The organism is Moritella sp. 28, from assembly GCF_018219435.1.
Taxonomy (GTDB): Bacteria; Pseudomonadota; Gammaproteobacteria; order Enterobacterales; family Moritellaceae; genus Moritella.
Map to the genome: position 1 here is coordinate 1,180,633 of NZ_CP056121.1, position 16,074 is coordinate 1,196,706.

The window sequence follows — 16,074 nt, forward strand, 5'->3', positions numbered from 1 at the left end:
GTTTTTTTTAGTACCTCGTCCTGTTTGATCATAAGTAAGTAGTAACACTTCCAGCAACACCGGCTTTATGCCAATTAAATTACTCTGATAAATAGGATTCTATTATGTCTACAATTACTGGTACAGTAAAATGGTTCAACGAAACTAAAGGTTTCGGTTTCATTCAACAAGACAACGGCCCTGATGTGTTCGCACATTTCAGCGCTATCAAGAGCGACGGTTTCCGTACTCTTCTTGAAAACCAAAAAGTTGAATTCACTGTTGTTGACGGCCAAAAAGGTCCTCAAGCAGAAAACATCGTAGTACTTTAATTCTTTTGAATTAATAGTCACTAAGATTGTTAACTTAAATGGATTGATGATGAATCAAAAAGTTTAAGTATAAAGGGCATGTTCTTCGGAGCTTGCCCTTTTTGTTTTATCTATTATAACCATTAAAGGTATGCCTGTGAGCCAAACTGATTTTTCTTCTCTAAATTTACGTCCAGAGCTTGTCTCTAATCTTGAGTCTCTCGGTTATGCCGAAATGACACCTATCCAAGCACAAAGCTTACCGAGTATTCTTGAAGGTAAAGATGTAATTGGCCAAGGTAAAACTGGTTCAGGTAAAACAGCTGCTTTTGGTTTAGGTTTACTTCAGCGTTTAGACGTTGAACGCTTCCGTATTCAAACGTTAGTGCTTTGTCCTACACGTGAGTTAGCAGACCAAGTTGCTAAAGAAATTCGTAAACTGGCACGTGCTATTCACAACATTAAAGTATTAACGCTGTGTGGTGGTATGCCATTTGGTCCACAAATCGGTTCATTAGAACATGGAGCACATATTATTGTTGGTACACCAGGTCGTGTATTAGATCACTTAAACAAAGGCACGTTACGATTAGATAATCTAACAACATTTGTGCTGGACGAAGCGGATCGAATGCTAGAAATGGGTTTCCAAGATGCACTTGACGCAATTGTCGAAAAAGCACCAAGTGATCGTCAAACATTATTATTCAGTGCTACTTTCCCGAAAAAAATCCAAGCGATTGCATCGAAAATAATGAACAATCCTGAAATGGTTGAAGTTGCAGCGACGCATGACGATAGCTCAATCAAACAGCATTTCTACAAAGTGAAAAACTTTGGCGAACGTTTAGATACGGTTCGCGGATTATTACTACAGCACAAACCTGAATCAACGGTTATTTTCTGTAATACCAAGAAAGATGTGCAAGATGTTGCTGATGAATTAGGCCATTTTGGCTTTAGTATCATTGCTCTGCACGGTGATTTAGAACAACGTGATCGCGACCAAGCATTAGTGCGTTTTTCTAATAAGAGTATTTCTATCATGGTAGCGACTGACGTTGCATCACGTGGTCTGGATATTGACTCTCTAGATGCTGTGATTAACTTCCAAGTTGCGCATGACAGTGAAGTTCACGTTCACCGTATTGGCCGTACTGGTCGTGCGGGTAGTAAAGGTATTGCTTGTACTATATTTGATGATAAAGAAGCATACCAAGTTGCGTTATTAGAAGATCGTTTTGGTATGATTACGGCAGAAACCCTACCACCAGAAAGTGTCTTAAATGAATCACCAATGACACCACCGATGGAATGTATCCGTATTGATGGTGGTAAAAAGCAGAAAGTACGTGCGGGTGATATCTTAGGTGCATTAACAGGTAAAGACGGTATTGATGGTAAGCTAGTTGGTAAAATCCAACTGTTTGATCACTGTGCTTATGTTGCTGTTGACTGTAAAGTTGCTAAAGCGGCTGTACAGAAAATTGGTAAAGGTAAATTGAAAGGCCGTACGTTCCGCGCTTGGATTGTACGTTCATTTAACGATTAATCGTTAATGCGTCTGTCAGTCATTAACTGCGTAATGTGCAGGTAAGTGACTGACAGGTATTATCTTTAAATATTTTCTTATTCGCAAGTACACTCAAGTACCCCTATCATCCTTTCTATTTCTATTTCTAGCTTCCTCACCCAAAAATAAAACACGATGTTTAAATTTAACATTCTAAATGTATTGTTTATCATTTTGATATTTTTTAATTCGTTGTAATAAATACAATTGATTAATCGGATATGGATCTTCAAAATATTATTTTAAAACATGGAGGTTATTATGCCTACAATGAAGCGGTTAGGAATATTGGTTTTTTTTACACTCTTTCTCAGTGCCTGTAAAGGTACCATAAATGTTGCTACTTACTTGGAACAGGCAGACTTTCCCGCTGGTAGTGGCGTTGTTATTTATGTCGCAGGTGAAAGAGTTGGTGTTACTGATGCGGAAGGGAAATTAAGTATTGAGGTCGATGCCGGAGAGCAAACTATTCGAGCATTATTACCGGGATTAGTGGCTGATGAAAAAATAATTACAGTTGAAGAAAATACAATTCATCAGCTGGATATGCACATGGTGAGCGGTAAACTACTCGAACCTGTCGACGTTTCTGTACCTAGCATTATAAATGGGGTTCTTGCTGCGGACTTTACTGAATTTGTTATTCAGTTAACAAGAGATAGTGGCAAGCCCACATCGCTTATTTATTTTGATTATTTACGTGTAGCAAATAATAAGAACTTAGATAATTGGGTCGATATTACGTCTTTGTTTAGATTAACTGAAGAGGGTGTTCTTACTGCTATTGATATTGAATCTTTGAATCGTGTATTAGTCGGTTTAGGTTTTGGTGAATTACGTTTCTCTTTTTATGCGGAGGATGAGTTTGCTGGGGTATATGCGGAACAACTTGATTTTTATTTAGGTCTACATAGTGTTTATGGTCAACTGGCTTCCCCTCCATCAAAAACTTCATTACCACTTGGCGAGCTGACAGTGCAAGCAAAATATCTTGCTGGTGATATAGTAATTAAGCAAGTTACTGATACTGCTGGTGCATTCATATTCGAACATCTACCTGCGGGTAGTTGGGAGTTTACAATCACGACGACTTCTGGTGATATTATTTATACTTCTTTTGCATCAATTATTATGAATCGAAATAAACAGTTAACGCTTAATTTGTTAACAACAGAAGATTTACTTAATGATGTTCCTTACTATGAAGTTGTTCATACGATTACTACATCGGCTTTGCCTGAGTTAAACTTAGCTAATTCAGTCGTTGTGAAAAAAAGGCAAGATCTGGATAAAGAGCTAGGAGCTAAAAGGGAAGCTTTAAGTTCAGTTTATGTAACATCTTCTGATTCGGCTTCTATTAGTGTTATTGGTGGTGCTGTCGATACGGCACAAAAAAAATTACAGTCTTTGTCTGTTCCTGCTGGTACAGAGACCATTACTTTAACTTATACAGTTGATACTGCTGAGTACCCTGCTTATGTACTTGATCAGAGCATGTTCAATGATGTTTGGTTATTAATGGTTAATAGTGAAAATGGTGCCTCGTTATTTAGTCAGTCTAGGCAAGTTAACTCTCAGCTTTACAGTGAGCCAGTGTGGCAGAGTAATGGTTCTACAGGTGAGATAGTTGAAAAAATCGATGTTTCTGCTCTTACAGCTACAGATATAAATATTACGTTGTATGGTTCTTCAACAAATATTGGTGATAGTTATTTACCGACATATGTGAACGCGACACTCAGTTTCGAACCTAAGTTTAATATTAAGTCCGTGACGCATACTGGTACTGATTATTTTAGTATTCCTCGACATAATGAAACGAATATTTATAGTAAAACCTACCGTTTGGAAATGAATAAACCAACGGGTGCGACTATTACAAAAGTCTCTGCAAAATTATTACAAAATAGTAATGGAAATGAATTAATGACGGTTGTTGATGAGGCTCCCGGAATAAAAGCAGTATTGATAGATGATGAAACTATTGATGTGACAGTTACTATGAATCAAAATTATACTTCCTCTATTCAATCACAACCACCGACACAACATATGATCCGATATAGCTTTAGGGTCGAATCGGAGCTTAATGGGACTAAGTTAGATGATGAAAAAGATTCTGCCCCAATGAAAGCGTTGTGGCTAATTCCTGACAGTATTTCTCGTTTTGGATTTAGAGACAAGGGTAAAGATGGTTGGGCAGCAAAAGGAACCTACGAATGGTTACTTTCTAATGCAGAAAGCATACCTGAGGTAAACGATATTTCTGGTGAACATAGTCGTAATATTGGTCATTTAACCCATCGACGAGGTACTGATATTGATATTTATCATTTCACTGATTTAACTGGAGGGGTTAGAAATGGTAGTTTAAATTATCAATTAATTCACTCTAAAACCGCTAGCGCGTTACTTGGTAATATAGCTGACCGGGCGACAGTTACGGATTGGATTTTATCTGCGCGTAGTGGACTAGACACACTAGCAGGGCTAAATACGGTCGCGGAAGTCATATCTGCACGTGGTGCTCCTAGTCTTGAATTACCGAGTGGGTGGTTAAGATCGTTAATGGAAACGGGTTTATTAACGAATGGAACTGATATATTAAATTTGGATATTGGTACTTGGAATAATACGGGAGTGACGTACCGTAATGATCATAACGATCATTACCATATTGATTTAAATGATACTAACCTGAATAATCAGCCTTAACTATTCGATAAAGAAGGAAATGGTAGTTATTTCCTTCTTCATATTTATTCCCTTTATTTTATTAAACACTGCGCTAATAAACTCACCGGATGGATAGTTTCTAAATCACTGTTCTCTTCAATTTGCCATTTACAGGTCTCACAATCGGTAATCGCAAAGTCAGCATTCGCCTGTTTAATCTGTTCAAACAAACCTTTACCTATCTTCATCGACACCTCATAGTTTTCTTTCTTAAAACCATAAGTACCGGCAGAACCACAACATTCACTGTTCAGTACAATGACATTTAAGCCGGGAATAGTGCGTAACAGTTCGATAGTGAATATAGCCAAACCACTGCGCTCTAAATGACAGGGTGTATGGTAGACAATAGTTTTATTTACGGGTTTTAATTCTGGCATATTGCCATTCATAAATTCACGTAATAAAAATGGCGTGATGAATTCAAGTTTATTGGAAATCTTGCTGTTATCGACTTTTAATACATGCGGGAATTCTTGTTTTAAGGTCAACGAGCAAGTTGATGATGTAGATAGAATGGGGGTATTAAACTGTTCGACAGCTTCGGTCATGTGTTTAACATTAAATTCTGCATTTTTACGGGCTTTGTCATGAAAGCCATTGGCGATCAGCGGCACACCACAGCATTTTTCTTTCTTTAATAATTTGACGCCGATATTCATGGCATTTAATACTTTCACTAAATCTTTGCCAAGCTGTGGATTGTTGTAGTTAACATAACAGCCGTGGAAATAGCTGATCTGGCGTTCAAACTGGATTTGTGTATTGGCTTGTTTTTTATACCAATGCCTAAACGAACCAAATGAATATTTAGGTAAGGATTTGTGCTTATCAATCGCCACGGTTTTATCCATGATGGTTTTGATAATTTTCGAATCAGTGATCTTGTTTACCAAGGGGGCGACAGGTGTCGATAATGTACCGAATAAATCAGTGTGACTTAAAATGTAATCACGCATTAATTTTGGATTAAGTTTTTTCTTCTCAAACTTGCCGCGTGCCACCGCAATAATATCACCGACATTGACGTTGGACGGACAAGCCGTTTCACAGCGCTTACAGTTAGTGCAAAGCTTTAATGCTTCATCATAATATTCTGGGCTTTTTATTCTTAATCGCTCACCATCTGGGCCCGATTCTTTTGGCCCTGGATAATTTGGATTAGCTTTGGCAACAGGGCAATATACGGTGCAAATAGTACACTTGATGCATTTTTCAAAACGTGTTGATGCTAAATTCATTGTGTTATCCCCTTATGCCAAGCTGTTGCTGATTGGTTGTTGTGAATGAGCTTTTACGCTACGTTGTTGTAATAACTGATTTACGGCTTGATAAGCAGTACTGATCGCGACACCGCTGCCACAGCCTTCGGCGATAGGATCGTAGCCACCTAAATTCGAACCTGCACAGAATAGGTTATTGACCACTTTCCCTTTTAACATAGGATTGAATGCGTGATTGGTTTTGATCCCCAAAGATAAAAAGGGTTGTGAGTTAGCGGCAAAAAATTGCGTGTTGTACCATGAATTACGTGCTTCAAGGCTGTTCATGTCCAAATCAAAAACAGGCTCCTGCAATTTGTCATGGTGAGCAATTAACCCTTTATTAAAAAAGCTACCAGATGCGAAAATATAGTTGTCTGCGGTTAATGGCATGGTTTCTAAGTTACGGGTGTAAATGCGCTTAAGGGTTAACTTGCCGTTATCTTCTGCCATATCACCATGGGTGACTTGATCGCCTTTTAACAGCATGCCGCCACGCTTGATGAATAAATCAATCATGGTTTCTTCAAGGCGGATCCCCAACATTGAAGGTGGCATAGTCGGTACTTCATGAAACGTCAGATTGGTTAATGCGTGTAATTTGTTAAGGACAGACAGCCCCATACCATTACCTGTAATTGCGGGGATGATCACCAAGTCATTAGATGTTGCGATAGCCTTTAGCTTAGTTGCTAGTGCTTCAACCTCACTTTCGTTACTTAAGATACGGGCAATATCAATCGAACGCAGTTCACAAGCATTACGTTTCAGTCCTGAGAATCCATCAATCGAAATGCTGGTATTACTTATTTCAACGTCTTTAAATTCAGGTGTTTGGATCAAATTATCCGTCATCATTTTGGCATTGAAATCGCGGAAATCATTAATTTGCACGACTACAATTTGCGTGATGCTATGTTCCGTTAGGCGCATTGGTAGCTGCTGCACATAAGGTTGCGATAACCAGGTCGATTTTAATGTGCCTAGTGGGGTGATACGCAGATGATTGTCACCATTGTCTTGCTGCAGTAATGAAATTCCAGCGTTGGTGAGCAAGTTTTTATACCATTCAAGCGATTCAAATACGGTGTTTTTACCTACCTTGCTATAAGGATGGCTAGGAAATTCATCGGTAAATTTGTCAAATATCGCTGCAGGATTACGAATGGCCTTGCCCGTTGGCGTATGCGAAAGTAGGTCGATAGAGCCTGATGAAAAGTGCAGGGCGCTTTGACCATTTGAAATGATAGCTGTTTTTAATCCAGCTTCGAGGCTGCGTAATCCCGCGGTATAGCCTGCAATACCACCGCCAATAATGATGCTATCAAATTTCATAATATTCCTTATCTTCTTGTTTTTCGCCTAGCTTGTTAATGTCTGTTGCGCCGAAAAGTCCTTCATACAGCCAATAGGTAAACTCGGCTTCTCGTAGTGCATCACCAAATAACACCGGCTTAATGCCTTTCCAGCGTTCTTCAAAAAACTGCATTAATAATTTACTTGATTCATGACCGCTACAGTTGGCAAAATCACAAAATAGGCTGGAAGCACGATAGGTACACAGTTCACCCTGACACGACCCCATCCCGAGACGGGTACGTCTTCTTAAATCGACTAAGTTGGTGACATCGAGTTGTTTGATGGCGTATTCAATCTCACCAACAGACACCATTTCACACTCACAGACAATGGATTTACCTTTAGTGCTTTGGTCAAATGTGGCAACTGCATTTTCACCGTGACGGTGAGTGGCTGCTTTGGTTGTGAAGATTGTTTTTTGAGGTTTACTCTTTTTATTAACAACAGAACCGGGTAGTGACTGTAAATGGGTTGTACAACCGCTGGTATTTCCTAGTTTGCTGGCAATAAGATCGGTGGTCATTTCAGCCATTAAACGACTGGTCATTAACTTACCACCAAGAATACTGTTAAATCCGGCTAAACCATCGCGTTGTTTATGATCTAATAATACGATACCGCGGCTGATGTTTCGGCCATCACCCCCCCCCACATCAACGAGGGGACGAACACCAGCATAAGCCCGTAAAACTCGAGTTTGTGCGAGTATTGGTGCCAGTTTTGCTCCTTCTTCAATTAAGATATTAACTTCTCTCTCACTGGTTTTGAGGGAGTCGATATCTTTGTAATCAATTTCTTCGGAAGTGGTACCAATTAACGAAATTGAATCACCGGGCACTAAAATATCGGCATCGGCAGGTTTACGGCAACGGTTGATAACTAGATCATTAATACGGTGTTCGAATACTAATAACGATCCTTTAGCCGGTAACATTTGCACGTTTAGTTCTGCGTAGTGGCAAATGTTTTTACCCCAAATTCCCGCCGCATTGACAACTTCTTGGGCGTATACTTCAAACCGTTCATTGGTACGAGTATTAATACATTTTGCGCCAATGATACGATCGCCAATACGGATTAAGGATTTTACCATCGAATAGGTAAGCAGTTTTGCACCATGGTTTTTTGCATCTAATACATTCGATGCACATAAACGGAATGGGTCAAGAGTGCCATCAGGGACTTTGACTGCGCCGAGTAGACTTCGGTTTACATTCGGTTCAAGGTCGATAGCTTGTTGTGGGGTGAGTCTTTGTGTGTCGATACCAGCGCTACTGCATGCGTCAATGAAGGTACGTTGAAAATCTAGTTCATCTTCTGGTAAGGTAATAAATAACCCGCTAGTGTCTTCGATACAGTGACTAGCGATAGCTTTGAGGATCTTGTTTTCTTGAATACATTCTCGTGCTGACTCGCTGTCTGTGACTGCATAACGCGCGCCGGAATGTAATAAACCATGATTACGGCCTGTTGTACCTGAGGCGATATCACCTTTATCAAGCAATATGCATGTTATGCCACGTAATGCGCAATCGCGCATAATACTGGTGCCAGTCGCGCCACCACCAATGATTAATACTTCGGTATTGAAACGGCCTATCTTTCCCATGATTCATCCATATATTCATGTCAATTAACTATTTATAAGTATGACTAATATAATTGTTGATGAATTGATCTTAATCATTAATGTTCGAATGAGTGATTTAAGGTTCTTATTCGAACATTTATACGTGAGGTTGTTCTATTACGACTAATGCCCTGTTATTGTCAGGTTTAAAATTGATTAAAGTGTTGGCAAATAAAATCAATTAATACTTTTAATCTAGCGGGTTGATAACGATTGCGATGATACAGCAGAAACAGCGGTACATTCGGTGAGTGCCATTGTTCTTCATGCGATGCTGATATTAAAGCAGGGGCTAAGGTATTGGCCTTAATTTCAGTGTCGCAATACAGTTCGGGTAATCGCACAATACCATTACCATTCTTAGCGGCGTTAATTAATGCACGCCCACTCTTACAACTAAAGTTACCCTTCGCGTATATCTCTACTTCGTGTATTGGCGCATTATTGTGTTGAAGTGATTTTTGATGGAAGCGCCAGCGCTTGATACTACCGGTTAAGCAGTTATGTTGTTCTAAATCTTTTGGATGAGCGACGACAGCGTGCTTGGCAAGGTAATCAGGACTGGCTAACACCTGCACTTTAATGTCTGTGAGCTTTCTAGCGACCAAGCCTGAATCTTCTAACTCCCCCATGCGCACGACCAAATCAAAAGCTTCTGCAATCAAATCTACACGAGGACTACTAAAGTCGAGCTCAACTTCAATATCGGGGTACTGTAAATTAAACTCGCTGATAATGTTCGTTAAGATATCCTCGCCAATCACTCCGCCAACACAGTTAATACAAATGTTGCCTTTTAATTGTTCGGTATCATCTTTGGCTGCGATCACGGCTTGGTTAATCGATTGCAGCGAGTTAAGGCATTGCTGAAAGAATTGTTCGCCAACAGGAGTAAGGCGCTGCGCTCGAGTTGTGCGAATAATCAATTGCACACCTAACTGTTGCTCTAGCTGTGCGAGTTGACGGGATACATGGGCGCGAGATGACTGTAGAACTTCAGCGGCTTTGGTAAAGCTTCCTTGTTCAGCAATAGTTACAAAAGCGCGGATGTCGGCAAGAGAAGAATTACTTTGCATGCTATACCTGTATTGATTAAATGGAGTAAAAGTAAATATTCAATATTGTAGTTTAAAACGTAACAGTTATGTTCTTTATTGTGTATATATCAACAATAATCATTTGTATATACTCTCTTTCATCCACTCAGAAGCGCTTAGATCTAACATTGAAAGATTCGTTTTTGGGTATGAATATAATCAAAAATAGAGAGAATATGATGAAAAAATTAGTCGTGATCACAGGTGCAAGTTCAGGTATTGGTGAAGCTACAGCTAAGCGTTTAAGCGCCGCTGGTCACCCGTTATTATTGGTTGCTCGCCGTGTTGAAAAACTTGAAGCGCTAGGTTTACCAAACTGTTTATGTGAAAAAGTAGACTTAACGGTTCACGCCGAATTTCACGTTGCACTTGCTAAAGCAGAAGCGTTATACGGTCCAACAGATCTATTGATTAACAATGCTGGTATGATGTTATTAGGTCAAATCGATACCCAGCCTGCTGAAGAATTCAAAACCATGTTCGATATTAATGTGATTGCATTATTAAACGGCATGCAAGCTGTACTTGCGCCAATGAAAGCCCGTAACACAGGCACTATTATTAATATTAGTTCAGTTGCTGGTCGTAAAACATTTGGTGCGCATGCTGCTTATTGTGGTACTAAATTTGCGGTACACGCTATTACTGAAAATGTTCGTGAAGAAGTGGCAACGTCTGATGTGCGTGTAATTACTATCGCTCCGGGTGCTGTTGAAACTGAATTGTTATCACATACAACTTCAGAAGACATTAAAGCGGGTTACGAAGAGTGGAAATCAACGATGGGTAATATACTTGCACCTGATGATGTTGCACGTTCAATTGAATTTGCTTACGCACAACCACAAGATGTATGTATCCGTGAGATCGTATTAGCAAGTACACGTCAAGAACCTTAATAGATATCTATTACCACGACTTGTTTGAGTGGTGCTATATTTTAAAAGTGCGAGTAACCCGTTTCACAACGAATAAACAGATTATTCGCACTTATTTCATGCTTGAAGATGACATTGTTTAGCTAAGATAAAAGGAGCTATACAATTGGTATAAACTTTACATTATCCTGACCGATCAACATTAACATTAAATCGATACTCTGCAATCTCATCATACGCTTCCCGCTCACTTTTCGTGTTTAAGACCTATAGTTAATACTGACTTAACTGACGTATCGGCTGTGTTCGTCACTATCATTGTTCTATTGTGTGAGCTATGCAACAGAATATTGCTGATGCTCATCGGAGGAGAGTCACATGATATTATCAACCATTTAACACGGACTATAAGATTGTCTTTGTTATCGAGAGGGCTAGATAAGGCTTGGCTTGTCAGTATTGTTACATTTATACATGTTTAAATTAATTCTATATACGAACGACGTTAAAAGTGACTTTAATACTTGAGAGGGCTTATGAACAGGGTGATTGACTATGGTGTCGATATAAAAAAAATGTGTTAAATAGTTGTTAATCTTAAAAGCATATTACTTGCCATTATTGATTTTAATATGGATAAAAGCCTTAATGTGAATATCCATAAAGTATTATTCACCTTAAATAACCGCTGTTGTGTTAATTAAGTGTTAAGTTTGTGATCGCGATCAAATAGTTGTTAATGCTTTTGTTAATCGATTGTTGCTGCGTAGATGTTGTATAAAAATTCCCTTATGATTATTTCGTGTTCCCGAATCAGAGAAAATAACACTTTCAAGTGGCGATTAGCTTCTTCAGACTGATATTTAAAATAATAAAAATAGACAAGGAAATTAATATGAAGGTTACAAAAATAGCTTTAATACTAGGTCTAGCATCAACATTACCGAATTTAGTTAATGCTGCTACATTAGATAAGGTGATGAAAAAAGGCGTATTGAACTGTGGTGTATCGACAGGGATTCCAGGCTTTTCAGCGACTGATTCAAAAGGTGTTTGGAAAGGTATCGATGTTGATTTTTGTCGTTCAGTTGCAGCCGCCGTATTAGGTGATGCATCGAAAGTGAAATTTATTCCACTGACTGCTAAAGAGCGTTTCACAGCATTGCAAAGTGGTGAAATTGATGTGTTAGCACGTTCATCTACTTGGACTGCAACGCGTGATACTTCACTTGGCTTAAACTTTGCGGGGGTTAACTATTATGATGGCCAAGGTTTCTTAGTTAAAAAAGAACTTGGTGTAACATCTGCGAAACAACTCGACGGAGCATCTTTTTGTATCCAAGCCGGTACAACAACCGAACTTAACCTAACCGATTATTTCAAATCAAACAACATGGAATATAAAGCCGTTACATTTGATACATCAGGTCAAACAATTGATGCATTCAAAAAAGGCCGTTGTGACGCAGTTACATCTGACGCCTCTCAGTTATACGGTTTAAAAATCAAATTAGACAATCCTAAATCGGCAGTCGTATTACCAGAGATCATTTCTAAAGAACCTTTAGGCCCTGTTGTTCGCCAGGGTGATGATGAATGGTTTAACGTCGTGCGCTGGACCATGTTTGCAACACTAGAAGCAGAAGAACTAGGTGTAACAGCAAGCAATGTTGATAAGCAATTAAAATCAGCTAATCCATCTGTGAAACGCCTATTAGGTGTATCTGGTAAAGCGGGTGAAAACTTAGGGCTTAAAGCAGATTGGGCTTACCAAATTGTTAAGCAAGTTGGTAACTATGAAGAAATGTTCGAGAATAATGTAGGTAAAAATTCACCTCTTAACATTGATCGCGGCATCAATAATTTATGGAATAAAGGCGGTTTAATGTACGCAATGCCAATTCGATAAATTAATACCTTAGTCACTTCATCATCTTATCAGCACGCATATGCTGAAGTGACCTTGGTATATCGGGGGCCTGGCCCCCTTTTTAAAAGGTTTATTTTGTTATGAATAATTCAAAGCTCGCCCCGACCTCCAATGGTTTATTTAACAGCCCCAAAAATCGCGCGATTATTTTCCAAGTTATTTCTTTGGCTGTTGTGATTTTATGCATTTTTTACTTCGTTAACAACATGTTTGATAATGTAGCAAAAAGGGGGATTACCACAGGTTTTTCGTTCTTAAGTGAAACAGCTGGTTTTGGTATCAGTCAATCGCTTATTCACTATGATGATACAACCTCGACTTTTTTAGATGTATTTATTGTTGGTTTATTAAATACAATCCTAGTAGGTGTTATTGGTATTGTTTTAGCTTCAATTATTGGCTTAATGGTTGGTATTGGTCGTCTATCATCAAATTATTTAATTGCTAAACTGTCGTTGGTTTACATTGAAACATTCCGTAATATACCTATCTTATTACAGATATTGTTTTGGTATAACGTGGTACTTGCTGCGTTACCAAGCCCACGACAAAGCATTTCTTATTTTGATTCTGTCTTCATTAATAACCGTGGTTTAATTATTCCAGATCCGATCTTCGAATCGAGCAGTAGCTTTATTCTTATTGCGTTTGTTCTGGCGTGTATCAGTGTCGTATTTCTTGCTAAATGGGCGACTAAACGTCATGACTTAACCGGTGAAGAATTTCCCTTAGTGAAAGTGTCTCTGGCTATTTTGGTTTCAGCACCTTTACTTGTATTCTTTATTACGGGTCAACCAATTAGTGCTGAATATCCAGCATTAAAAGGGTTTAATTTCAAAGGCGGGATTACGATTATCCCTGAGTTACTTGCGCTGATCTTTGCGTTAAGTATCTATACTGCTACTTATATTGCAGAAGCAGTGCGTGCGGGGATTGAATCTGTACCCCAAGGGCAAAAAGAAGCAGCCAAATCGTTGGGTTTAAAAGAGTATGTGATCTTACGTAAAGTTATTTTACCGCAAGCATTACGCGTGATCATTCCTCCTGTTATTAACCAATATCTTAACCTAGTGAAAAACTCATCACTGGCAACTGCAATTGGTTATCCGGAAATTGTTACCTTGTTCTCGGGGACGACGCTTAACCAAGTTGGGCAGGCTATTGAGATCATTTTAATGACGATGGCCGTGTATCTTGTTTTCAGTATTGTTATATCACTGCTGTTGAATTGGGTTAATGCAAGAATGGAAATTAAAGGAAGATAATATGGCTGTTTATACGATGAAAGAGGCCAAACCTGCACCTTCAACCAGTAAGGGTGTTGTATTCTGGTTACGAGAGAATTTATTTTCTAATATTCCTAATACACTGTTAACGCTGCTTGGCATCTACTTTATCTATTCGACGATACCACCATTATTAGATTGGATGATTTTTGATGCGACTTGGAGTGGCACTAAAGAGGAAGTGGTAAAAGAAGGCGCTCGCTGGATATTTATCATCGAAAAGTTCGATCAATTTATGTATGGGTTCTACCCTGAAGCCTTACATTGGCGTCCAAATCTGGTTGCGGTGTTGAGTTTAGCGCTTATATTTGGTGTGCCACGCATTGGTAATATTAAGATTAAACTTACGGCAATGCTATTGTACCCAATTGTATGCTTTATCTTGATCCGTGGTGGACTAGGACTTGAAGTGGTCAGTACTGAAAAGTGGGGCGGCTTAATGCTGACTATTTTGGTTGCTGCTGTCGGTATCATTGCATCATTCCCAATTGGTATTTTATTGGCGTTAGGGCGTCAGTCAGACAACATGCCGATTGTTAAAACCTTATGTATTGGTTTTATCGAATTTATTCGTGGTGTACCGCTCATTACTATTTTGTTTATGGCGTCGGTAGTACTGCCATTGTTCTTTAGCGATGGTATCGAGTTTGATAAGTTATTACGTGCGTTAATTGGTATCACACTGTTCCAAGCTGCTTATATTGCCGAAGTTATTCGTGGTGGTTTACAAGCTATTCCAAAAGGTCAATACGAAGCCAGTGAGTCATTAGGGTTAACCTATTGGCAAGGGATGATTTTGATTATTCTGCCACAAGCGTTAAAGATCTCGATCCCGAACCTAGTGGGCTCTTTCATCTCACTGTTTAAAGATACAACGCTGGTACTTATTATTGGCTTATTCGATATTCTTGCAATGGTCACTCTGACTAATAGTGATACCAGTTGGCTTGGTTTTGAAATCGAAGGGTACGTATTTGTTACTATTATTTATTGGGTGTTTTGTTTCAGCATGTCGCAATACTCGCGTGTGATAGAACGTAAATATAATACCGAGCATTAACAATCACCGTAAATTTTACAGTTTAAACTGACCATTTACGTAAGGTAATTGGTATAAGGAAGTATCATGTCAGAACAAGAAAATATGATCAGCATGCAAGGCGTTAACAAATGGTATGGTGATTTTCACGTACTTAAAGACATTAACTTAAATATTAAAAAAGGTGAAAAAGTGGTTATTTGTGGCCCGTCAGGCTCGGGTAAGTCCACCACGATTCGTTGCCTAAACCACCTTGAGAAGTTTCAGGAAGGTAAAATTAATATTAACGGTACTGACTTGATTGATGATGTAAAGGTCGTACGTCATATCCGCTCGCAAGTCGGCATGGTATTCCAGCACTTTAATTTGTTCCCACATCTTTCAGTATTGGAAAACTTGTTATTAGCACCAACTTGGGTGCATAAGAAACCAAGGCATGAAGCGATTAAAACCGCGATGAACTACCTTGAACGTGTGAAAATTGCCGACCAAGCGCATAAGTTTCCAAATCAGCTTTCTGGTGGTCAGCAACAACGTGTAGCGATCGCTCGCTGTCTGTGTATCAACCCTGAGATCATGTTGTTTGACGAACCAACATCGGCACTGGATCCAGAAATGGTATCTGAAGTGTTAGATGTAATGGTCGAGCTCGCGGATGAAGGTATTACCATGATTTGTGTAACCCACGAAATGGGTTTTGCTAAGAAAGTGGCAGACCGCGTTATCTTTATGGATGCAGGGCAAATTATTGAAGAAAATGAACCGCATGAGTTCTTCGATAATCCACAATCAGATCGTTTAAAAATGTTCTTAGATCAGATTTTATCGCACTAAGCTAGTGCTACTACAACAGTACCGATTACTAACAGTCGGTACAATTAAGAAGCCTTACTCTGAATCCGTTGTCAAATGGGGTCGGGGTAAGGCTTTTTTGATCTATCAACCCACTACTGACGATCATTAATCATTCGGTACTATTGGGATTCAAGTCACA

Annotated in this window: 12 protein-coding genes; 8 read left to right on the top strand and 4 right to left on the bottom strand. The window is 39.1% G+C overall.

What is annotated here, in order from left to right; all coding sequences use genetic code 11:
• Nucleotides 1-104: 104 nt before the first annotated feature.
• The 3 genes from HWV02_RS05440 to HWV02_RS05450 all read left to right on the top strand — a co-directional run bounded on the left by HWV02_RS05440 (nucleotide 105) and on the right by HWV02_RS05450 (nucleotide 4,578).
• Nucleotides 105-311, top strand: coding sequence for a cold-shock protein (locus tag HWV02_RS05440; protein WP_211678845.1), 207 nt, complete (start codon nucleotides 105-107; stop codon nucleotides 309-311).
• 130 nt (nucleotides 312-441) lie between these two features.
• Nucleotides 442-1,842, top strand: coding sequence for an ATP-dependent RNA helicase DbpA (dbpA, locus tag HWV02_RS05445; RefSeq protein WP_211678846.1), 1,401 nt, complete (start codon nucleotides 442-444; stop codon nucleotides 1,840-1,842).
• 282 nt (nucleotides 1,843-2,124) lie between these two features.
• Complete coding sequence (locus HWV02_RS05450; protein ID WP_211689877.1) at nucleotides 2,125-4,578, top strand: hypothetical protein; 2,454 nt, start codon at nucleotides 2,125-2,127, stop codon at nucleotides 4,576-4,578.
• A gap of 53 nt (nucleotides 4,579-4,631) precedes the next feature.
• On the opposite strand, the gene glpC is transcribed toward HWV02_RS05450, so the two are convergent.
• The 4 genes from glpC to HWV02_RS05470 form a co-directional block, all read right to left on the bottom strand.
• Nucleotides 4,632-5,840 (bottom strand): anaerobic glycerol-3-phosphate dehydrogenase subunit GlpC, encoded by a 1,209-nt coding sequence (gene glpC, locus HWV02_RS05455; RefSeq protein WP_211689878.1) that lies wholly within the window; start codon nucleotides 5,838-5,840, stop codon nucleotides 4,632-4,634.
• Between the two features lie 12 nt (nucleotides 5,841-5,852).
• Entirely contained in the window at nucleotides 5,853-7,196 is a 1,344-nt protein-coding gene (gene glpB, locus HWV02_RS05460; protein ID WP_211689879.1) for a glycerol-3-phosphate dehydrogenase subunit GlpB, read from the bottom strand.
• The gene (gene glpA / locus HWV02_RS05465) at nucleotides 7,186-8,829 is read right to left on the bottom strand and encodes an anaerobic glycerol-3-phosphate dehydrogenase subunit A (protein ID WP_211689880.1); all 1,644 of its coding nucleotides are present in this window, start codon (nucleotides 8,827-8,829) and stop codon (nucleotides 7,186-7,188) included. Before glpA ends, glpB begins: the two co-directional genes overlap by 11 nt.
• Before the next feature lie 167 nt (nucleotides 8,830-8,996).
• Nucleotides 8,997-9,926 (bottom strand): LysR family transcriptional regulator, encoded by a 930-nt coding sequence (locus HWV02_RS05470; RefSeq protein ID WP_211689881.1) that lies wholly within the window; start codon nucleotides 9,924-9,926, stop codon nucleotides 8,997-8,999.
• Between the two features lie 200 nt (nucleotides 9,927-10,126).
• Here HWV02_RS05470 and HWV02_RS05475 point away from each other — a divergent pair, with 200 nt between their 5' ends.
• From HWV02_RS05475 to HWV02_RS05495, 5 genes are all read left to right on the top strand, one after another.
• Nucleotides 10,127-10,846, top strand: a complete 720-nt coding sequence (locus HWV02_RS05475; protein WP_211690532.1) for an SDR family oxidoreductase — start codon at nucleotides 10,127-10,129, stop codon at nucleotides 10,844-10,846.
• An 874-nt stretch (nucleotides 10,847-11,720) separates the two neighbouring features.
• Complete coding sequence (locus tag HWV02_RS05480) at nucleotides 11,721-12,734, top strand: amino acid ABC transporter substrate-binding protein (protein ID WP_211674451.1); 1,014 nt, start codon at nucleotides 11,721-11,723, stop codon at nucleotides 12,732-12,734.
• Nucleotides 12,735-12,835: 101 nt separating this feature from the next.
• Complete coding sequence (locus HWV02_RS05485; protein WP_211678853.1) at nucleotides 12,836-14,020, top strand: amino acid ABC transporter permease; 1,185 nt, start codon at nucleotides 12,836-12,838, stop codon at nucleotides 14,018-14,020.
• Between the two features lies 1 nt (nucleotide 14,021).
• A complete protein-coding gene (locus HWV02_RS05490) occupies nucleotides 14,022-15,101 on the top strand; it encodes an amino acid ABC transporter permease (protein ID WP_211678854.1) in 1,080 nt (359 codons plus the stop codon).
• Between the two features lie 66 nt (nucleotides 15,102-15,167).
• A complete protein-coding gene (locus HWV02_RS05495; protein WP_370629419.1) occupies nucleotides 15,168-15,914 on the top strand; it encodes an amino acid ABC transporter ATP-binding protein in 747 nt (248 codons plus the stop codon).
• The last annotated feature ends 160 nt before the right edge of the window (nucleotides 15,915-16,074 follow it).

Bases quoted from the DNA above. Each gene is read 5' to 3' on its own strand.
- HWV02_RS05450 (WP_211689877.1), top strand. From the start codon at position 2,125: ATGCCTACAATGAAGCGGTTAGGAATATTGGTTTTTTTTACACTCTTT.
- glpA (WP_211689880.1), bottom strand. From the start codon at position 8,829: ATGGGAAAGATAGGCCGTTTCAATACCGAAGTATTAATCATTGGTGGT.
- HWV02_RS05485 (WP_211678853.1), top strand. From the start codon at position 12,836: ATGAATAATTCAAAGCTCGCCCCGACCTCCAATGGTTTATTTAACAGC.
- HWV02_RS05495 (WP_370629419.1), top strand. From the start codon at position 15,168: ATGTCAGAACAAGAAAATATGATCAGCATGCAAGGCGTTAACAAATGG.
- glpC (WP_211689878.1), bottom strand. From the start codon at position 5,840: ATGAATTTAGCATCAACACGTTTTGAAAAATGCATCAAGTGTACTATT.
- HWV02_RS05490 (WP_211678854.1), top strand. From the start codon at position 14,022: ATGGCTGTTTATACGATGAAAGAGGCCAAACCTGCACCTTCAACCAGT.
- HWV02_RS05475 (WP_211690532.1), top strand. From the start codon at position 10,127: ATGAAAAAATTAGTCGTGATCACAGGTGCAAGTTCAGGTATTGGTGAA.
- HWV02_RS05470 (WP_211689881.1), bottom strand. From the start codon at position 9,926: ATGCAAAGTAATTCTTCTCTTGCCGACATCCGCGCTTTTGTAACTATT.
- HWV02_RS05480 (WP_211674451.1), top strand. From the start codon at position 11,721: ATGAAGGTTACAAAAATAGCTTTAATACTAGGTCTAGCATCAACATTA.
- dbpA (WP_211678846.1), top strand. From the start codon at position 442: ATGCCTGTGAGCCAAACTGATTTTTCTTCTCTAAATTTACGTCCAGAG.
- HWV02_RS05440 (WP_211678845.1), top strand. From the start codon at position 105: ATGTCTACAATTACTGGTACAGTAAAATGGTTCAACGAAACTAAAGGT.
- glpB (WP_211689879.1), bottom strand. From the start codon at position 7,196: ATGAAATTTGATAGCATCATTATTGGCGGTGGTATTGCAGGCTATACC.